We start from the raw sequence: 17,624 nt of genomic DNA, 5'->3' as shown, positions 1-17,624 counted from the left end.
CCCCTCGGGAGGCGGCCCGTTGCTTTGTGCGAGCAAGACCACGATCGGGGAAAGCGCTACCGGGACGACCGGAAGGTACGGCAGGATCCTGGAATGGAGCGTGTACGTGATGTCTCTGAGCTGCCGAAAGCCCATCTGCACCTGCACTTCACCGGGTCGATGCGGGCCACCACCGTGCTGGAACTGGCCGACAAGTACGGCGTGCACCTGCCGGACGCGCTGAACGAGGCGCTGACCAGCGGGGAGCCACCCAAGCTGCGGGCCACGGACGAACGGGGCTGGTTCCGCTTCCAGCGCCTGTACGACGCGGCGCGCTCGTGCGTACGCGAGCCGGAGGACATCCAGCGGCTGGTGCGGGAGGCCGCGGAGGAGGATCTGAAGGACGGCTCGGGCTGGCTGGAGATCCAGGTGGACCCGACGTCGTACGCGCCCCGGCTGGGCGGGCTGATCCCGGCGCTGGAGATCATCCTGGACGCGGTGGAGACGGCGTCGCGCGACACCGGGCTCGGCATGCGGGTGCTGGTCGCGGCGAACCGGATGAAGCACCCGCTGGACGCCCGCACCCTGGCCCGGCTGGCCGTGCGGTACGCGGACCGGGGGGTGGTCGGTTTCGGGCTGTCGAACGACGAACGCCGGGGCATGGCGAGGGACTTCGACCGGGCCTTCGCGATCGCCCGGGAGGGCGGGCTGCTGTCCGCCCCGCACGGCGGCGAGTTGACCGGCCCCTCGTCCGTCCGCGACTGCCTGGACGACCTGGACGCGAACCGGCTGGGGCACGGGGTACGGGCGGCCGAGGATCCGCGGCTGCTGAAGAGGCTCGCCGACCGGGGCGTGACCTGCGAGGTGTGCCCGGCGTCGAACGTGGCGCTGGGCGTGTACGAGAAGCCGGAGGACGTTCCGCTGCGGACGCTCTTCGAGGCCGGGGTGCCGATGGCCCTGGGCGCCGACGACCCGCTGCTTTTCGGCGCACGCCTGGCGGCCCAGTACGACATCGCCCGCCGCCACCACGCCTTCACGGACGAGGAGTTGGCGGAACTGGCCCGCCAGTCGGTACGGGCCTCGGCGGCGCCGGAGGACGTCAGGGCGAAGCTGCTGGCGGGCGTGGACGACTGGCTGGCGTAGCGCGGCGGGCGGAGGGCGCGGGTCGGCTGGGGCGTGTCTGACCATGCGCGTCGGATCGGCGCGCGGCGTCCGGTGCGGTGCATCGCAAGGCGGAGGATCGCCCGCGTACCGGATGCACTCATCCGCGTACCGGATGCACCCGGGTGATCCGACGACGCGGCGAGGTGCCGTGCCGGGCGTCGCGCGCCCGGCGGGAACTGCCAGACGCGTCCTAGAGCCCGGCGCCCACCATCACCGGCTCGTTGACCAGCGTGACCCCGAAGGCCTCGCGCACCCCGGCCACGACCTCGCGGGCCAGCGCCAGCAGGTCCTCCGTGGTGGCCGCGCCGCGGTTGGTGAGGGCGAGGGTGTGCTTGGTGGAGATCCGGGCGGGCCCGCTGCCGTACCCCTTGGTGAAGCCCGCCTTGTCGATCAGCCAGGCCGCGGAGGTCTTGGTGTGTCCCGCCCCCGCCGGGTAGGCGGGCGGCTCCGCGCCGTCGCCCAGCCGCTCCTTCACGCGCGCGTGGAACGCGGCGAAGTCGGCGTCGGTGAGGATCGGGTTGGTGAAGAAGGAGCCGGCCGACCAGGTGTCGTGGTCCTCCGGGTCGAGGACCATGCCCTTCCCGGCGCGCAGTTTCAGCACGGTCTCGCGGGCCTCGGCGAGCGGCACCCGGTCCCCGGGCTCGACGCCCAGCGCGCGTGCCGTCTCGGCGTACTTCAGGGGCGCCGACAGCCCGTCCGCGTCCTCGAGGGCGAACCGGACGCGCAGGACGACATACCGCTCGGGGTCGGCCTTGAAGCGGCTGTGCCGGTAGGAGAAGGCGCACTCCTCGTTGGTGAGCGTGACCGTCCCGCCCGCCCGGCGGTCGTACGCGATCACCTCGGTGATCGTCGTGGAGACCTCCTGGCCGTACGCCCCGACGTTCTGGATCGGGGTCGCGCCCGCCGAGCCGGGGATGCCGGCCAGGCACTCGACGCCGGCCAGCCCGGCTTCCACGGTGCGGGCGACCGCGTCGGTCCAGATCTCGCCCGCGGCCAGCTCCAGTCGTGTCCCGACGAGTTCGCAGCCGCGCGTGGCGATGCGCAGGGCGGTGCCCTCGAAGCCCTTGTCGCCGATGACGAGGTTCGAGCCGCCGCCGACGATGAGCAGCGGCGTACCGTCGGCGTCGGCCTCGCGTACGGCTGCGATCACCTCGGCGTCGGTCGTCGCGGTCACCAGCCTGGTGGCGGGACCGCCCAGCCGGAAGGTGGTCAGCGGGGCGAGCGGGGCATCGTGGAGTTCCAGCACGCGCCCCAGCCTACGAGACACGACCGACAGCCCCGCCCGCCCCGGCCCCCGACAGCCCGATCCAGCCGCCCCTCGCCGGTCACCGCACGCGCGCGTGCCGGACGCATCCGGGCACTTCATGTGCCGTGTGTCTCAGCGGGCGGCGGGCTCCAGCACGGGCGCCGGCTCGGAGCCGGCCTCAGGGCCCGCCCCGGAGTCCGTCGCCACGAGGTCCGCTCGCCGCCGGGCCGGTATCAGCAGGGCGGCGAACCCGGCGAGGGCCACCACCGCCGCGCCCGTGACCAGCGCGGGCCGCAGCCCGTCGACGAAGGTCTGGCCGGACTCGTATCCGCCCTGCGCCGCGAAGATCGACGACATGATCGCGATACCGAGGGCCCCGCCGACCTCCCGCAGCGCGTTGTTGGCGCCGGAGGCGATCCCCTGCTCCTGCGAGCGGACGCTGGACATCACCAGGTTGGAGGCCGGGGCGAAGAACAGCGCCATGCCGATGCCGCTGACTATCAGACCGGGCAGCTGGGCGGCGTAGGAGGCGTCGACGGTCGCCACAGCGGCCATCCAGCCGAGACCGGCGGCCTGGAGGAAGAGCCCGGTGGCGACGACCGGCCGGCCTCCGACGCGGTCGGAGAGGATGCCGGCGATCGGTGCGACGAGCATCGGCATACCGGTCCACGGCAGCATCCTGAGGCCCGCCTCGGTGGGCGAGTAGCCGAGGACGCCCTGCATGTACTGGCTGAGCAGGAAGATCGAGCCGAACATCCCGAGGAACATCAGCAGGCTCGCGGCGTTGATCCCGGCGAAGGCACGGGACCGGAAGAGGCGCATCGGCAGCATGGGGTTCTTGGCCCGCAGCCCGTGCAGGACGAACCCGACGAGCAGGACGGCGCCCGCGAACAGGCCGGTCAGCACGAGCGGGCTGGTCCAGCCGTCGGCCGGCCCGCGCACCAGGCCGTAGACGAGCCCGAAGAGGCCGCCGCTGGCGAGCAGGGTGCCGGGGAAGTCGAGCGGGGCGCCGGTGCCGTAGGACTCGGCGAGACGCAGCCGGGCGAGCGGAAGCAGCGCGAGGCCCAACGGAACGTTCAGCCAGAAGATCCAGTGCCAGGACACGTGTTCGGTGAGGCTGCCCCCGATGAGCGGCCCGGAGGCGACCGCGAGTCCGTTGACCGCACCCCAGATGCCGTAGGCCATTCCGCGCTTGGCGGCGGGCACGGCGGCCGTGAGGAGGGTGAGCGTCAGCGGCATCATGACGGCCGCGCCGACACCCTGGACCGCGCGGGCGGCGATGAGGGAGCCGATGCCGGGGGCCATGGCCGCGGCGGCGGAGGCGACGGTGAAGACGGTGAGTCCGACGAGGAACATCCGCCGTCGGCCGAACCGGTCGCCGAGCGCCGCGCCGAACATCAGCAGCACGGCGAAGGTGAGCGTGTAGGCGCTCACGGTCCATTCGAGGTCGCCGAGCCCGCCGCCGAGATCCTCGCGGATGGACGGCAGGGCGGTGGTGACGACGAGGTTGTCGAGGGCCGCCATGAACCCGGCGACGCTGGTGATGACGAGGGCCCAGACGGCTCCCCCGCGACGTGCGGTCTGCTCTGACATCGCTCCCCCAGCGGGTGATCTTCGGTTAGTAATTGATGACTAACTTTCGCGCCCATGAAAAGGCGCCTTCGACGGCGACGGCGAACCCGCCGCCCTCGCTATTTCTCCAGCCGGCCCTTGATCCGAGCCGAGGGATACATCCCTTCCCAGACCCGGTCTCCGGGCGCGAACCCCATGGCCACCAGGCAGTTGACGAGCATGCCGTACGCCATGAAGGTCGTCGTCTCGTTCACGTCGGCACCGAGCGGCACATGGACGGTGTCCCAGAGCCGCATCCACCCGGCGCGCACGGCCTCCCCGAAGCCGTGGTCGCCCTCCGCCTCCGCGGCGGCCACCGCGACATACGTCTGCATCTGCATCATCAGCCGTTCGGGCTGCTCCGCGAGGACCCTGGTGTACGCGTTCGCCATGGCATGCAGGGCCTCTTCGCCCTCCAGCCCCCTGGCGGCCTCCTCGAACGTGCGGACGGTGTCGTCCATGCAGCGCTCGGATGCCGCGAGGAAGATCGCCCTCTTGCCCGCGAAGAGCCGGAAGAGATACGGCTGCGAGACACCCACCCGCCTGGCGATCGCCTCGGTGGAGGTGCCGTGATAGCCACCCCGGGCGAACTCGCTCGTCGCCGCGCGGATGACGCTCTCGCGCCTCTCGTCTGCGCTCATCCTGACCATGCGACAAAGTTAGTGCTCAATCACTAACTACGTCAAGGCCTGTCAACGCGTAAGGGGCGCCTCTCCCTGGAGGGCGCCCCTTACGTCGTGTGTGCCGCCTCGGATCAGGCCAGCCGTACGACCGCCCGGGACATCCCGAGGACCTTCAGCCCGCCGCTGGTCACGGTCAGGTCGACCCGCACGGTGTTGTCGTCGAGCTTGGCGCCCACCTTGCCGGTGACCTCGATCACGGCACCCTGGTCGTCGTTCGGGACGACGACCGGCTTCGTGAAGCGAACGCCGTAGTCGACGACCGCGCCCGGGTCGCCGATCCAGTCGGTGACGACGCGGACCGCCTCGGCCATGGTGAACATGCCGTGCGCGATGACGTCCGGCAGGCCCACCTCCTTGGCGAACTTCTCGTTCCAGTGGATGGGGTTGAAGTCCCCGGAGGCACCCGCGTACTGCACCAGCGTGGCGCGGTTCACAGGGAAGGACCGGGCCGGCAGTTCGGTGCCGACCTCGACGTCGTCGTAAGCGATCTTCGCCGTCATCGGTTCCTCACGCCTTCCCGTCCGTGGCGTCCACGGACTCCACGGATTCCGCCGGCTCCGCCGCGCGGGCGACGAGCTTGGTCCAAGCGGTCACGACGTGCTCGCCGCTCTCGTCGCGGACCTCGCCACGGATGTCCAGGATGTCGTTGCCGGCCATGGACTTGACCGCCTCGATGGTCGAGGTGACCGTGAGCCGGTCACCGGCGCGCACCGGGCGCCGGTAGGCGAACTTCTGGTCGCCGTGCACCACCCGGCTGTAGTCGAGGCCCAGCCGAGGGTCCTGGACGACCTGTCCCGCCGCCTTGAAGGTGATCGAGAACACGAAGGTCGGCGGCGCGATCACATCGGCGTACCCGAGCGCCTTGGCGGCGTCCGGGTCGGTGTACGCCGGGTTGGCGTCACCCACGGCCTCGGCGAACTCGCGGATCTTCTCCCGACCGACCTCGTAGGGATCGGTGGGCGGGTAGGTCCGCCCGACGAAGGACTGGTCGAGCGCCATGGCCTCGGCACCTCCTGGTTGCTCTGCTGCTCCGCTGCTCTGTTGCTGTACCGCTCAGCGTTGCTCTACTGACCGGTACGGGTCGCTCAACGACACGAGGCCGCCCCCGATCACTCGGGGACGGCCTCGCATACGAGCCTGATTTATCGCGTTTCGCGGTGCGCGGTGTGCGCATTGCAACGCGGGCAGTGCTTCTTCATCTCCAGTCGGTCCGGGTTGTTACGCCGGTTCTTCTTGGTGATGTAGTTCCGCTCCTTGCACTCCACGCAGGCCAGCGTGATCTTCGGGCGGACGTCGGTGGCAGCCACAGGAGTGCTCCTTGACGAACGGATGGGACATATAACGCATGAAAGAGTAGCCGATCGAAGGACCGACCCCACAATCGGCTACTGTCAGTAGCGGTGACCGGACTTGAACCGGTGACACAGCGATTATGAGCCGCTTGCTCTACCGACTGAGCTACACCGCTTTGATGGGATCAGGTCCCGCCTTGCGACGGGAACCTCACCCACCAGAGCCCCAATACGGAATCGAACCGTAGACCTTCTCCTTACCATGGAGACGCTCTACCGACTGAGCTATTGGGGCGAGCGATGAAGACATTACACGGTCCGCAGCCGTTCACCCAAATCCGTTTCGCGGGGCCCTCCGGGACCGCCCGGAGGGCCGATTCCCCAAGGTCCCAGCGGCCTCCCGGGCCCCTCCCGCACGCCGGACCACACCGGTACGACTATTGCGCTCCTCCCCGCTCGCGCCGAAACGCCGTCCTAGGCTCGACTCACTCTGCGTGATCTTGCGTCCCCGCGACCGCGCGTCACCCGCGTCCCCGCGCAGTGCCGAGCCGAGCCCCTGGAGCGCGATGCCCGACAGCCAGCCGCAGCCGCCCCCTTGGCCGTCGTCCTCGTCCGGCGCCGCGGGAGGTCCGCCGGACCCGGCCGCCCTCCTGCTGAGCGGGGCGCGCCTGACGGACGGCCGGACCGTGGACGTACGGCTGGGCCGCGGGCGTATCGAGGCGGTCGGCACGGCGGGCAGCCTGACGGCCGGCCCCACCCGCGGCGGCACACGCGTGGACCTCGGCGGCTACCTCCTGCTCCCCGCCCCCGCCGAGCCGCACGCGCACGCCGACACCGCGCTCACCGCCGATGCGGACGGCCCGGTCTCGTACGCCCCCGAGGACGTCCAGCGCCGTGCCACGGAGGCCGCGTTGCTGCAACTGGGCCACGGTGCGACGGCGCTGCGTGCTCATGTGCACGTGGGCGACGTCCAGGGCCTCGGCGCGCTGGCCGCCGTACTGCAGGCCCGGCGTTCGCTGCGCGGGCTCGCCGAACTGACGGCGGTGGCGATGCCGCGGGTACTGACCGGGGCGGCCGGGGCGGACGGGCTCGCGATGCTGCGGGACGCGGTGAAGATGGGCGCCTCGGTCGTGGGCGGCTGCCCGGACCTGGACCCCGATCCGACGGGCTACGTGGAGACCGTCCTGGAGGTCGCCTCCGAGCACGGCTGCCCCGTCGACCTGCACACCGACGCCGCCGACCCGGCCCGCCTCGCCCGTCTCGCCGCGATGGCCGGCGGTCTGCGCCCCGGCGTCACCCTGAGCCCCTGCGGCGGCCTCGACGACCTCCCCGCCGATACCGCCACCCGCACCGCCGACCAACTCGCCGCCGCCGGCGTGACGGTGGTCTGCCTCCCCCAGGGCGGCTGCGGCACCGTCGACCACCGGGACGCGGCGCCCGTACGGCTGTTGCGCGCGGCCGGCGTCCGGATCGCGGCGGGCAGCGGGGCGTTGCGGGACGTCTCCAATCCGGTCGGCCGCGGCGACCCCCTGGAGGCCGCCTACCTGCTCGCCTCCCGTCACGGCCTGCGCGCCGAGGACGCGTACGACGCCGTGAGCACGTCCGCGCGAGCCGCGCTGGGCCTCCCCGAGGTCCGCGTGGAGGCGGGCTTCCCGGCCGACCTCCTGGCCGTCCGCGGCGACCGGCTGGCGGGCGCCCTGTCCCTGGCGTACAGCAGGATCGTGATCCACCAGGGCCGCGTGGTCGCCCGCACGAGCGCCGTCCGCGAGTACCGCAGCTCGACAGCCGCCCCGGAGTGGGGCCTGCCGAGGCAGGGGCGGGGACAACCGTCGTAGGACGGCGGGGGCGGGCCGGGGAGTTGGGCCGGGACTCGGGTGAGGTCGTGCGGCGGATGCGGTTGTCCGGGCGTACGGTCGGAAGCATGCGCATTGTCATCGCTGGTGGTCATGGTCAGATCGCGCTGCGGCTGGAGCGTCTGCTCGCCGCGCGCGGGGACGAGGTCGCGGGGATCATCCGCAAGGCGGAACAGGGGGACGACCTCCGGGCGGCCGGCGCCGAACCGGTCGTCCTGGACCTGGAGTCGGCGTCCGTCGAAGCGGTCGCGGAGCGGCTGCGGGGCGCGGACGCGGCGGTGTTCGCGGCGGGTGCCGGCCCGGGCAGCGGAGTGGGCCGCAAGAACACCGTGGACAAGGGCGCGGCCGTCCTGTTCGCGGACGCGGCGGTCCGGGCGGGCGTACGGCGCTTCGTGGTCGTGTCGTCCATGGGCGCGGACCCCGATCACCAGGGTGACGAGGTCTTCGACGTCTACCTGCGCGCCAAGGGCGAAGCGGACGCGCACGTGCAGGGCCTGGACTCCCTCGACTGGACGATCCTGCGCCCCGGCGCGCTCACGGACGACGCCGGCACCGGCCTGGTCCGCCTGGAGGCCCGCACGGGCCGCGGCTCCGTCCCCCGCGACGACGTGGCCACCGTGCTGGCCGAACTGCTGGACACCCCGGCGACGTCCGGCCTCACCCTGGAACTCATCAGCGGCTCGACGCCGGTACCGGTGGCGGTCAGGGCAGTGGCGGGCAACTGAGGAACGCCGTGCTCCGGTAGACGCCCTGGAACGCCAGAACGCCAGAACGCTAGAAGAGGGGCAGCTGTCCCGGAAACTCCGGGACCACATACCCGTCCAACGACGCCTGGGCCGCGCCCAGTTGTGCCGTACTGCGCGAGCCGGGGCAGGAGACGAGGTCCCCGGTCCCGCGCGCCCCCGGCGGGTCGTGCCGGGCGAACCGTCCGGCGACGACGGCGATCTCGCGACGGCATACGGGGCAGGTTCTACGACGACTGGACGCGCTGGACATGTCGTCAGTCTGCCCCAGTGGGCCACGCGGGTACCGCACGGCGGGACGCGCCCCGCTCGCCGCGCGGAAGTGCGATCACCTCCCTAGCATCCGTACACGTGGCACATACCTTCGAGGAACTCGTGGAGAAGCAACGCGCGGCCGACGAGGCACACGCGAGGGTCGAAGCGCTGCGGGACACGTACGGCGCACCCACGGCCACCCCATGGCCGGAGATCCAGACCGACACCTACGAAACCGCCTGGCGCGCCTGGCGCGACCTCGCCCGCGACGTACAGGCCGCGGTGACCGAACACGCCAAGGACGAGAACAGACCACGCAACGACATCGAGGCAGAGGTGAAAAGAGCGGCGAAGACGCCCGCGCCGGAGGTCTCCGAACCCCCGGAGGACCCTGCCGAAGGGAAGTGAAGCGGGTCGGCGCCGCCCAGGAGCCCGAACGGCCCCCTGCCGGCGGCGTCGGCCGGACGGTGCCGCGGCTCAGCTGACGTGCCGGGTGGGTGGACAGGTCACGACCAGTTCACCTGTGACCGGTTGGGCTCCGGAGCAACGGCGATCGCACACTCCGCCACTTCGAACCGACGTCGGCCGACCGCCCGTATGATCTTCACCACGCTGCGCGATCCACCTGGCCCAGTCCTGGAGTGGAACCACAGTTCGTTGCGGACATCCCGTCCACACACGTCCACACACGTGGGGACAGAACGTTCGAATGCGAGACAGCGGGAGACAGCGCACCGCTCACCAGGGAACATGACGAAGGGCCCGTGACCTGCTGCGTAAGCAGGTCACGGGCCCTTCGTTCTCAGCGTGGCGGCGCCAGGATTCGAACCTGGGAAGGCTGAGCCGGCAGATTTACAGTCTGCTCCCTTTGGCCGCTCGGGCACACCGCCGGGTTTGCCGCCTGTTCGAACCGCTTTTCGGCGGTGCTCCCTGGCAACGACGTAAACGATACCCGATGCCCAGGGGTGCTTCGCCACCTGATTCCTCGCCGCCCGGAGCGTGCGGGATGACTAGGCTTGAGCGGATGCGGCCCGGGACCACGCCGGGCTCGGCGGTCGCCCCCACGCACGCCGATACGCACCCGACACGCACCCCGATACAAGGAGCCACAGGACATGGCCGACTCCAGTTTCGACATCGTCTCGAAGGTCGAGCGGCAGGAGGTCGACAACGCCCTCAACCAGGCCGGCAAGGAAATCTCGCAGCGCTACGACTTCAAAGGCGTCGGCGCCTCGATCTCGTGGTCCGGCGACAAGATCCTCATGGAGGCGAACTCAGAGGACCGGGTCAACGCCGTCCTCGACGTCTTCCAGTCCAAGCTGATCAAGCGCGGGATCTCCCTCAAGGCGCTGGAGGCGGGCGAGCCCCAGCTCTCCGGCAAGGAGTACAAGCTCTTCGCGGAGATCAAGGAGGGCATCTCCCAGGACAACGCGAAGAAGGTCGCGAAGCTCATCCGCGACGAGGGCCCCAAGGGCGTGAAGGCCCAGGTGCAGGGCGAGGAACTGCGTGTCAGCTCCAAGAGCCGCGACGACCTCCAGACCGTCATCACCCTGCTCAAGGGCCAGGACTTCGACTTCGCTCTGCAGTTCGTGAACTACCGGTAGTCGGCCGGACAGACGCGAGCCGGACAGCTGTGAGCAAGGGTGGGCGCCCGCGGGGTGCCCACCCTTCTCGTTCGGTCCGCCGCGGAGGCGCTCAGTCGCGTGAGTTGCCGAACAGCAGGCGATAGACGATCAGCAGCACCAGCGAACCGCCGATCGCCGCAGCCCAGGTCGCGCCGTCGTAGAAGTCCTTGGTGATGGGGTGGTCCAGCCAGCGGGCCGATATCCAGCCGCCGATGAACGCGCCCGCGACACCGATGAGGGTCGTGCCGATGAAGCCGCCCGGGTCGCGGCCCGGCAGCAGCACCTTGGCAATGACTCCGGCCAACAACCCCAGGATGATCCAGCTGATGATGCTCATGTCCTGAACCTGCCCTTCCGTGCTGTGCCCGCGCTGTCCGGACACTGTGATGTCGCTCGCTCCGGACGGGCTGTGCTCGTTTCCGTCGCGCCCCGCGTCCTGCGTCGCACGCGGGTTCGGGTCGTGTCGATGAGGACGACGTCACCAGGACACACGGTGGTTCCGTCGATCAGTAGGGTGCGGCCCATGACACAGTCCGGATCACGCGCCGAGCTGCGGCGGACGCTCGGCCTCGGCGACGCCGTGGTCATCGGGCTCGGCTCGATGATCGGTGCCGGCGTCTTCGCGGCGCTCGCTCCCGCCGCGCAGGCCGCGGGCTCCGGGCTGCTGCTCGGACTCGCACTCGCCGCGCTGGTCGCCTACTGCAACGCCATGTCGTCGGCGCGACTTGCCGCCCTGTATCCGGCCTCGGGCGGCACGTACGTGTACGGGCGCGAGCGGCTCGGCGCGTTCTGGGGGTATCTGGCGGGCTGGTCGTTCGTGGTCGGTAAGACGGCCTCCTGTGCGGCGATGGCTCTGACGGTCGGTGCGTACGTCTGGCCCGCGCAGACGCACGCGGTGGCGGTCGCGGCCGTGGTGGCGCTGACCGCGGTGAACTACGGGGGCGTCCAGAAGTCGGCCTGGCTGACGCGGGCGATCGTGGCGGTGGTCCTGGCGGTCCTCGCTTCCGTGGTGGTCGTGTGCCTGAGGTCCGGCGCGTCCGACGACGGGCGGCTGGACGTCGGGATCTCCGGGGGTGCCGGCGGGGTGCTGACCGCCGCCGGTCTGCTGTTCTTCGCCTTCGCCGGGTATGCCCGCATCGCGACCCTGGGCGAGGAGGTGCGTGACCCGGCACGCACCATCCCCCGCGCGATCCCCCTGGCCCTGGGGATCGCTCTGGTCGTGTACGCGTGCGTGACGGTCGCTGTCCTCTCCGTGCTGGGGCCGGGCGAGCTCGGGCGGGCGGGGGCGCCGTTGGCCGACGCGGTGCGGGCGGCGGGGGCGCCCGGGCTCGTGCCGGTGGTACGGATCGGGGCAGCGGTGGCGGCGCTGGGCTCGCTCCTCGCCCTCATCCTGGGCGTCTCGCGCACGACGCTGGCCATGGCCCGGGACCGGCATCTGCCCGGCGCCCTGGCCGCCGTCCACCCGCGCTTCCGGGTACCGCACCGGGCCGAGCTCGCGGTGGGCGCGGTGGTCGCGGTCCTGGCCGCCACGGTGGATGTCCGGGGCGCGATCGGGTTCTCCTCCTTCGGTGTGCTGACGTACTACGCGGTGGCCAACGCGTCGGCCTGGACGCTCGATCCGGCCCCGGCGAAGCGGATGCTGCCCGCGGTGGGGCTCCTGGGCTGTGTGGTGCTCGCGTTCGCGCTGCCGAGGACCTCGGTGCTCGTGGGAGCGGGGGTGCTGGCCGTGGGCGTGCTCGCTTACGGGGTACGGCGGCGCCGGTCGGGCGCGCGGTAGCCGTACGACAGCGACGACGGGCTGCGGGCGGCGGACCGCGGCGGGCGGGTGCCGGGCGATGGGTGCGCGGCGGCAGGCCGTTACGGCGTCGTCGCCCCGGTCGCCGCCGTGCGTATGCGGAACTCGGTCCAGGGGGTCGGTTCCAGGTCGTCGTTCAGGGAGTCGTACCAGCCCGTGCCGTCGAGCCAGGAGTGCAGCCAGGCAGTGAGGCTGGGGGCGTCGACGAACCAGGCGTGGTCGGGGTCGCCGGGGTTCGGTTCGAAGAGCAGGACCGTCGCCTGCGGAGACCGGCAGTCCACGCACGCGTACATCGCGCAGCCCCAGTGGGATATCGGCAGGACGCCCTCGGGCCAGGGCCAGTCGGGGTCTTCGCGACCGCTTGCGCGGTTGGCGAGGTACTGCGCGACGGCGGCGGGTTCACCGGACGGAGAGCTGTCGAGCAGGGGCAGCAGGCCGTACTCCGGGCCGAATCCGCCGTCCCCTATACGCAGGTAGAGGTCGGCGAGCAGCGGCGGCAGACGGAAGCCGAGTGCGGCCTCGGCACGGGCCACGGTGGCCGCGTCCACGGGGTCGGGGAGCGAAGGCCAACCCCAGGGGCGGGTGGTGGCCGCCTTGGCCGCCACCTTTGCCCACAACTGCTCGTTCTCGGTCATGCGTTCATGATGCAGGCCGCCACTGACAACCGAGCCGGCCTGTGGACAACCCTCCGCCTGTGGACAACCGGCGAGCTGCGGGCCGCCGTCGAGCATTCGGCCGCCCGGCCACTGACGAGGCGTGGACAACGAGCCGATCGGGGCCCGCCCCCTCAGCGCGAGGCGAACGGCTGGTCCGAGGGCACGATTTCACGGCCCAGCGGGAACAGCGAGACCGGAATCAGTTTGAAGTTCGCGATGCCGAACGGGATGCCGATGATGGTCAGGCAGAGGAGCAGGCCGGTGACGATGTGCCCGATGGCCAGCCACCAACCGGCCAGGACCAGCCAGAGCACGTTGCCGACGCAGGAGGGCGCACCCGCGTCACGGCGCTCGATCGTCGTGTAGCCGAAGGGCCAGAGGGCGTAGACGCCGATGCGGAAAGCAGCGATGCCGAAGGGAATGCCGATGATCGTGATGCAGAGCAGCGCTCCCGCGGCCAGGTAGGCGAGGAACAGCCAGAATCCGCTCAGGATCAGCCAGATGACGTTCAGGATGGTCTTCACTGGTGGCGACCTGCCATTTTCTCGAGCCGGGCGATACGGTCCGCCATCGGCGGGTGCGTCGAGAACATCTTGGAGAGTCCCTGGCCCGGACGGAAGGGATTCGCGATCATCATGTGGCTCGCGGTCTCGATGCGGGGCTCCGGGGGCAGTGGAAGCTGCTTGGTGCCCGTCTCCAGTTTGCGCAGCGCGCTCGCGAGGGCCAGCGGGTCGCCGGTGAGCTGCGCGCCCGAAGCGTCCGCCTCGTACTCACGGGAGCGGCTGATGGCGAGTTGGATGACGCTGGCGGCGAGCGGGCCGAGAATCATGATCAGGAGCATGCCGAGGATGCCCGGACCGTCGTCGTCGTCCGAGCGGCCGATCGGGATCAGCCAGGCGAAGTTGACCAGGAACATGATCACGGAGGCGAGCGCGCCGGCGACCGAGGAGATGAGGATGTCCCGGTTGTAGACGTGGCTGAGCTCGTGGCCGATGACGCCGCGCAGTTCGCGCTCGTCGAGGAGGCGCAGGATGCCGTCCGTGCAGCACACGGCGGCGTTGCGCGGGTTGCGGCCGGTGGCGAAGGCGTTGGGTGCCTCGGTCGGGGAGATGTACAGACGGGGCATGGGCTGTCGGGCCTGGGTGGAGAGCTCGCGCACCATCCGGTACAGGGCGGGAGCCTCGAACTCGCTCACCGGGCGGGCACGCATCGCGCGTAGCGCCAGTTTGTCGCTGTTCCAGTACGCGTACGCGTTGGTGCCGAGCGCGATCAGGACCGCGATGACCAGCCCCATGCGGCCGAAGAAGCTGCCGATGACGATGATGAGTGCGGACAGTCCCCCGAGGAGTACTGCGGTCCTGAGCCCGTTGTGCCGGCGGTGCACGGTACGCCCTCCAAGTCGTGCAGCAGGGGAACCCTTTGCTTGCGAACCTTGCTGTTGTCCGGTGGCACTGTGCCGTGATGTCACATCCAGTGCACCTTCCCGTACTGGTCAACGCCAGGCGGGAGGCACTAGTTCCCTTGTGCCTGCGGGCATGGGTGTGGGCCGTCCGGGTGAGGACGGGGGCATGCGCGCGCGTGCGGGCTCAGAAGAGGCCGGTGTCGGTGAAGCGCAGGACCAGCTGGGGTGCTCCGGAGAGGGCGATGCCGAGGGCCGCGGTGAGGGTGATGGCGGCGGTGAGCGGGGCGGGGACGCGGTGCTTCTCGGGCTCGCCTTCGGGGGCGCGGAAGAGCAGCGCCGTCCACTGGAGGTAGTAGTACAGGGCGATCACCACGTTGACGGCCATGACGACCGCGAGCCAGCCGAGGCCCGCGTCGACGGCTGCCGAGAAGACGGTGACCTTCGCGAAGAGACCGATGATGCCCGGCGGCAGTCCGGCGAGGCAGAGCAGGAAGAAGGCCAGGAGGAGGGCTGCCGCCGGGTTCTTCGCGTAGAGGCCCCGGTAGTCCGTGATCCGGTTCGTCGCGCTGGTACGGCCCACCAGGGCGGCCACCGCGAAGGCGCCCAGGTTCACGGCGGCGTACATGAGGGCGTAGGCGACGGTCGAGCCGATGGCGCGCTCGGCGTCGTCGGAGTACGCGGCGGCGGCGATCGGTACGAGGAGGTAGCCGGCCTGGCCCACGGAGGACCAGGCGAGCAGGCGTACGGCGCTGTACGCGCGCGTGGCTTGCTGACGGAGGGCGCCGACGTTGCCGACGGTCATGGTGAGGGCGGCCAGCACGGCCAGTGCGGGGCCCCAGACATCGGCGTACGAGGGGAAGCCGATGACGGTGACGAGGATGAGGCCGGAGAAGCCGACGGCCTTGCCGACGACCGACAGGTAGGCGGCGATGGGCAGGGGGGCGCCGACGTAGGTGTCGGGGACCCAGAAGTGGAACGGGACGGCGGCCGTCTTGAAGGCGAAGCCGATCAGGGTGAGGACCACGCCGGTCTGGGCCAGGGTGTCCAGTCGGCCGTCGACGTGCTGGATGCGTTCGGCGACCTGGGTGAGGTAGAGGGTTCCGGTCGTCGCGTACACGAAGCTGATGCCCAGGAGGCTGACGGTCGTCGCGGTGACGGACGACAGGAAGAACTTCAGGGCCGCCTCGGAGGACCTGCGGTCGCCGTGCCGGATGCCGACCAGGGCGAAGGCGGGCAGGGAGGCGACCTCCAGGGCGACGACGAGGGTGGCGAGGTCGCGGGAGGCGGGCAGCAGGGCGGCACCGGCGGCGGAGGACAGCAGCAGGAACCAGAACTCGCCTTCGGGGAGTCGCCCGCGCGCGTCCTTCAGGGCGGTGACCGACAGCAGGGCCGCCAGCAGCGCTCCCCCGAGCACCAGGAACTGGATGACGAGGGTGAAGCGGTCTGCCGTGTAGCTGCACACGCGTGTGTCGCCGGTCAGGCAGAAGGTGGAGCGGTCGCCGTCCAGGAGGGGCAGGAGGAGGGCCGTGGCGGCGGCGAGTCCCGCGACCGACAGCCAGCCGAGGAGCGGCTTGCGGGCGTCGCCGACGAAGAGGTCGGCGACGAGGACGACGAGGGCGACGACCGCCGCGAGGGTGGGCGGCGCGATGGCCGGCCAGTCGACGGACTGGACCACCGACTCGGCCGCCAGGGGGTGGAACACGGGCTGGGCCAGGGCGCTCATCGGGTGCCTCCTGCGAGGAGCTGTTGCACGGCCGGGTCGGTCAGCCCGAGGAGGGCCTTCGGCCACAGGCCGGCGACGACGGTGAGGGCGACGAGCGGGGCCCAGGCCGCGAACTCGTAGGTCTGCACGTCGGCGAGGCGCGGAGCGTCCTGCGGGACGACACCCATGCAGACGCGGCGGACCACGACGAGCAGGTACGCGGCCGTCAGCAGGGTGCCGAACGCGGCGATCGCCGTGAAGGTGAGGAAGGCGGGGCGGCTGAGGTCGGCGGCAGGGTTGAAGGCGCCGAACAGGGCCAGCATCTCGCCCCAGAAGCCGGCGAGGCCCGGCAGGCCGAGGGAGGCGACGGCGGCGAAGGCGAGGAGGCCGCCGAGGCGGGGCGTCCTGCCGTACAGCGCGGCGCCGGTCTGCTCGGCGAGGGTGTCCAGATCGGTGGTGCCGGTGCGGTCCTTCAGCGCTCCGACCAGGAAGAAGAGGAGGCCGGTGATGAGGCCGTGGGCGATGTTGGCGAACAGGGCGCCGTTCACGCCGGTCGGGGTCATGGTCGCGATGCCGAGCAGCACGAAACCCATGTGCCCGACCGAGGAGTAGGCGATGAGGCGTTTGAGGTCGCCTTTCGCACCCCGTTTGGCGAGGGCCAGGCAGGCCAGGGATCCGTAGATGATCCCGACGACGGCGAAGGCCGCGAGGTAGGGCGCGAAGGTGCGGAAGCCGTCCGGCGCGACGGGCAGCAGGATCCGGACGAACCCGTACGTGCCCATTTTCAGCAGCACTCCGGCCAGCAGGACCGAACCGACGGTCGGGGCGGCGGTGTGGGCGTCGGGCAGCCAGCTGTGCAGCGGCCACATCGGGGTCTTGACGGCGAGCCCGATCCCGATCGCGAGAACGGCGATGACCTGCACGGATGTGGTGAGCGACCGGCCGTTGTCAGTGGCGAGTGCCACCATGTCGAAGGTGCCCGCCTTGATTCCGATCAGGAGCAGGCCGAGCAGCATGACCACGGATCCGAGCAGCGTGAACAGGATGAACTTCCAGGCGGCCTGGGTCCGGCCCGCGCCGCCCCAGCGGGCGATGAGGAAGTACATCGGGACGAGGACCATCTCGAAGGCGAGGAAGAACAGCAGCAGGTCGAGGACGGCGAAGGCCGCGAGGGTGCCGGACTCCAGGAGGAGCACGAGCGCGACGAAGGCCTTCGGGGACGGGTCCGGAGTCTGCTGCGTCGGCGGCTGTTGTTGCCGCCTGAAGTAGGAGTACACCGCGCACAGGAAGGTCAGCAGCGCGGTCAGGACCAGCAGGGGGAGGGAGATGCCGTCGATGCCGAGGTGGATGCGCACGTCGAGTGCGGGGATCCAGCTGATGTCCGTGGTGGCCTGCATCTTCGACGGATGGTCGTGGTCGAAGCCGAGCGCGAGGACGATCGCGGCGACGAGGATCGCGCCGGTCACGGTCATGCCGTGGCGCAGCACGGCCTGCTCGGGTGACTTCCCCTTCAGCCCGGGCGGAGCCGGCAGAAGAGCGGCGGCGGCGCCGAGGAGCGGGCCGACCACGATGAATGCCAGAAGGAACTGCATCACGGACTCGTTGATATCGATCACGC

Annotated in this window: 19 protein-coding genes and 3 tRNA genes; 6 read left to right on the top strand and 16 right to left on the bottom strand. The window is 71.0% G+C overall.

Features of this window, described 5'->3' with window-relative positions:
• The first annotated feature begins 93 nt into the window (after positions 1 to 93).
• Positions 94 to 1,122: an adenosine deaminase gene (locus tag OG736_RS26085; RefSeq protein ID WP_327184586.1), complete on the top strand. Its 1,029-nt coding sequence runs from the start codon at positions 94 to 96 to the stop codon at positions 1,120 to 1,122.
• A 211-nt stretch (positions 1,123 to 1,333) separates the two neighbouring features.
• Here the strand turns inward: OG736_RS26085 and OG736_RS26080 are convergent, their stop codons facing one another.
• The 8 genes from OG736_RS26080 to OG736_RS26045 form a co-directional block, all read right to left on the bottom strand.
• On the bottom strand, positions 1,334 to 2,389 hold the full coding sequence (locus tag OG736_RS26080; RefSeq protein ID WP_057602852.1) for a UDP-N-acetylmuramate dehydrogenase: 1,056 nt from the start codon (positions 2,387 to 2,389) through the stop codon (positions 1,334 to 1,336).
• Positions 2,390 to 2,521: 132 nt separating this feature from the next.
• A complete protein-coding gene (locus tag OG736_RS26075; RefSeq protein WP_327184585.1) occupies positions 2,522 to 3,982 on the bottom strand; it encodes a DHA2 family efflux MFS transporter permease subunit in 1,461 nt (486 codons plus the stop codon).
• Positions 3,983 to 4,080: 98 nt separating this feature from the next.
• Positions 4,081 to 4,650, bottom strand: coding sequence for a TetR/AcrR family transcriptional regulator (locus OG736_RS26070; RefSeq protein ID WP_327184584.1), 570 nt, complete (start codon positions 4,648 to 4,650; stop codon positions 4,081 to 4,083).
• Positions 4,651 to 4,754: 104 nt separating this feature from the next.
• Positions 4,755 to 5,183 carry a MaoC family dehydratase gene (locus tag OG736_RS26065; RefSeq protein ID WP_142265710.1) on the bottom strand — a complete coding sequence of 143 codons (429 nt, stop codon included), beginning with the start codon at positions 5,181 to 5,183 and terminating at the stop codon, positions 4,755 to 4,757.
• 7 nt (positions 5,184 to 5,190) lie between these two features.
• Positions 5,191 to 5,682: an FAS1-like dehydratase domain-containing protein gene (locus tag OG736_RS26060; RefSeq protein WP_327184583.1), complete on the bottom strand. Its 492-nt coding sequence runs from the start codon at positions 5,680 to 5,682 to the stop codon at positions 5,191 to 5,193.
• Positions 5,683 to 5,825: 143 nt separating this feature from the next.
• Positions 5,826 to 5,990 carry a 50S ribosomal protein L33 gene (gene rpmG / locus OG736_RS26055; protein WP_003948671.1) on the bottom strand — a complete coding sequence of 55 codons (165 nt, stop codon included), beginning with the start codon at positions 5,988 to 5,990 and terminating at the stop codon, positions 5,826 to 5,828.
• An 88-nt stretch (positions 5,991 to 6,078) separates the two neighbouring features.
• A tRNA-Met gene (locus tag OG736_RS26050) sits at positions 6,079 to 6,151 on the bottom strand.
• Between the two features lie 46 nt (positions 6,152 to 6,197).
• Positions 6,198 to 6,270: transfer RNA gene (locus OG736_RS26045), tRNA-Thr, on the bottom strand.
• Between the two features lie 271 nt (positions 6,271 to 6,541).
• On the opposite strand from OG736_RS26045, the gene OG736_RS26040 reads away from it, so the two are divergent.
• Both OG736_RS26040 and OG736_RS26035 read left to right on the top strand, forming a co-directional pair.
• Positions 6,542 to 7,810 carry an amidohydrolase family protein gene (locus tag OG736_RS26040; protein WP_327184582.1) on the top strand — a complete coding sequence of 423 codons (1,269 nt, stop codon included), beginning with the start codon at positions 6,542 to 6,544 and terminating at the stop codon, positions 7,808 to 7,810.
• Between the two features lie 86 nt (positions 7,811 to 7,896).
• A complete protein-coding gene (locus OG736_RS26035; protein ID WP_327184581.1) occupies positions 7,897 to 8,553 on the top strand; it encodes an SDR family oxidoreductase in 657 nt (218 codons plus the stop codon).
• A 49-nt stretch (positions 8,554 to 8,602) separates the two neighbouring features.
• Here OG736_RS26035 and OG736_RS26030 read toward each other — a convergent pair whose 3' ends face one another.
• Positions 8,603 to 8,824 (bottom strand): hypothetical protein, encoded by a 222-nt coding sequence (locus tag OG736_RS26030; RefSeq protein WP_327184580.1) that lies wholly within the window; start codon positions 8,822 to 8,824, stop codon positions 8,603 to 8,605.
• Between the two features lie 98 nt (positions 8,825 to 8,922).
• Here OG736_RS26030 and OG736_RS26025 point away from each other — a divergent pair, with 98 nt between their 5' ends.
• Positions 8,923 to 9,234 carry a hypothetical protein gene (locus OG736_RS26025; RefSeq protein WP_327184579.1) on the top strand — a complete coding sequence of 104 codons (312 nt, stop codon included), beginning with the start codon at positions 8,923 to 8,925 and terminating at the stop codon, positions 9,232 to 9,234.
• A gap of 400 nt (positions 9,235 to 9,634) precedes the next feature.
• On the opposite strand, the gene OG736_RS26020 is transcribed toward OG736_RS26025, so the two are convergent.
• Positions 9,635 to 9,716, bottom strand: a tRNA-Tyr gene (locus OG736_RS26020).
• Between the two features lie 225 nt (positions 9,717 to 9,941).
• Between OG736_RS26020 and OG736_RS26015 the strand changes: the two genes are divergently transcribed.
• Positions 9,942 to 10,430, top strand: a complete 489-nt coding sequence (locus OG736_RS26015) for a YajQ family cyclic di-GMP-binding protein (protein ID WP_020132689.1) — start codon at positions 9,942 to 9,944, stop codon at positions 10,428 to 10,430.
• Between the two features lie 91 nt (positions 10,431 to 10,521).
• Here OG736_RS26015 and OG736_RS26010 read toward each other — a convergent pair whose 3' ends face one another.
• Positions 10,522 to 10,788 carry a GlsB/YeaQ/YmgE family stress response membrane protein gene (locus OG736_RS26010; protein WP_020132690.1) on the bottom strand — a complete coding sequence of 89 codons (267 nt, stop codon included), beginning with the start codon at positions 10,786 to 10,788 and terminating at the stop codon, positions 10,522 to 10,524.
• A 186-nt stretch (positions 10,789 to 10,974) separates the two neighbouring features.
• Between OG736_RS26010 and OG736_RS26005 the strand changes: the two genes are divergently transcribed.
• Complete coding sequence (locus OG736_RS26005) at positions 10,975 to 12,228, top strand: APC family permease (RefSeq protein WP_327184578.1); 1,254 nt, start codon at positions 10,975 to 10,977, stop codon at positions 12,226 to 12,228.
• An 80-nt stretch (positions 12,229 to 12,308) separates the two neighbouring features.
• On the opposite strand, the gene OG736_RS26000 is transcribed toward OG736_RS26005, so the two are convergent.
• The 5 genes from OG736_RS26000 to OG736_RS25980 form a co-directional block, all read right to left on the bottom strand.
• On the bottom strand, positions 12,309 to 12,881 hold the full coding sequence (locus OG736_RS26000; protein ID WP_327184577.1) for an SMI1/KNR4 family protein: 573 nt from the start codon (positions 12,879 to 12,881) through the stop codon (positions 12,309 to 12,311).
• A 152-nt stretch (positions 12,882 to 13,033) separates the two neighbouring features.
• Positions 13,034 to 13,426: a YccF domain-containing protein gene (locus tag OG736_RS25995; RefSeq protein WP_057602843.1), complete on the bottom strand. Its 393-nt coding sequence runs from the start codon at positions 13,424 to 13,426 to the stop codon at positions 13,034 to 13,036.
• Positions 13,423 to 14,286, bottom strand: a complete 864-nt coding sequence (gene htpX, locus OG736_RS25990) for a zinc metalloprotease HtpX (RefSeq protein WP_020130197.1) — start codon at positions 14,284 to 14,286, stop codon at positions 13,423 to 13,425. The genes OG736_RS25995 and htpX overlap by 4 nt, the downstream gene beginning before the upstream one ends.
• 202 nt (positions 14,287 to 14,488) lie before the next feature.
• Complete coding sequence (locus tag OG736_RS25985; RefSeq protein WP_327184575.1) at positions 14,489 to 16,027, bottom strand: NADH-quinone oxidoreductase subunit N; 1,539 nt, start codon at positions 16,025 to 16,027, stop codon at positions 14,489 to 14,491.
• Positions 16,024 to 17,622, bottom strand: coding sequence for a complex I subunit 4 family protein (locus tag OG736_RS25980; protein ID WP_327184574.1), 1,599 nt, complete (start codon positions 17,620 to 17,622; stop codon positions 16,024 to 16,026). The genes OG736_RS25985 and OG736_RS25980 overlap by 4 nt, the downstream gene beginning before the upstream one ends.
• Positions 17,623 to 17,624: the final 2 nt, after the last annotated feature.

This window comes from Streptomyces sp. NBC_01334, assembly GCF_035983595.1.
In the GTDB taxonomy this organism is placed as follows: Bacteria; Actinomycetota; Actinomycetes; order Streptomycetales; family Streptomycetaceae; genus Streptomyces; species Streptomyces coriariae.
The sequence above is the reverse complement of the archived record's forward strand: the minus strand, read 5'-3'. Positions and strand labels throughout refer to the sequence as shown.

Coding starts and splice junctions, on each gene's coding strand:
- OG736_RS26085 (WP_327184586.1), top strand. CDS start 94: ATGGAGCGTGTACGTGATGTCTCTGAGCTGCCGAAAGCCCATCTGCAC.
- OG736_RS26075 (WP_327184585.1), bottom strand. CDS start 3,982: ATGTCAGAGCAGACCGCACGTCGCGGGGGAGCCGTCTGGGCCCTCGTC.
- OG736_RS26070 (WP_327184584.1), bottom strand. CDS start 4,650: ATGGTCAGGATGAGCGCAGACGAGAGGCGCGAGAGCGTCATCCGCGCG.
- OG736_RS26065 (WP_142265710.1), bottom strand. CDS start 5,183: ATGACGGCGAAGATCGCTTACGACGACGTCGAGGTCGGCACCGAACTG.
- OG736_RS26060 (WP_327184583.1), bottom strand. CDS start 5,682: ATGGCGCTCGACCAGTCCTTCGTCGGGCGGACCTACCCGCCCACCGAT.
- OG736_RS26040 (WP_327184582.1), top strand. CDS start 6,542: ATGCCCGACAGCCAGCCGCAGCCGCCCCCTTGGCCGTCGTCCTCGTCC.
- OG736_RS26035 (WP_327184581.1), top strand. CDS start 7,897: ATGCGCATTGTCATCGCTGGTGGTCATGGTCAGATCGCGCTGCGGCTG.
- OG736_RS26030 (WP_327184580.1), bottom strand. CDS start 8,824: ATGTCCAGCGCGTCCAGTCGTCGTAGAACCTGCCCCGTATGCCGTCGC.
- OG736_RS26015 (WP_020132689.1), top strand. CDS start 9,942: ATGGCCGACTCCAGTTTCGACATCGTCTCGAAGGTCGAGCGGCAGGAG.
- OG736_RS26010 (WP_020132690.1), bottom strand. CDS start 10,788: ATGAGCATCATCAGCTGGATCATCCTGGGGTTGTTGGCCGGAGTCATT.
- OG736_RS26005 (WP_327184578.1), top strand. CDS start 10,975: ATGACACAGTCCGGATCACGCGCCGAGCTGCGGCGGACGCTCGGCCTC.
- OG736_RS26000 (WP_327184577.1), bottom strand. CDS start 12,881: ATGACCGAGAACGAGCAGTTGTGGGCAAAGGTGGCGGCCAAGGCGGCC.
- OG736_RS25985 (WP_327184575.1), bottom strand. CDS start 16,027: ATGAGCGCCCTGGCCCAGCCCGTGTTCCACCCCCTGGCGGCCGAGTCG.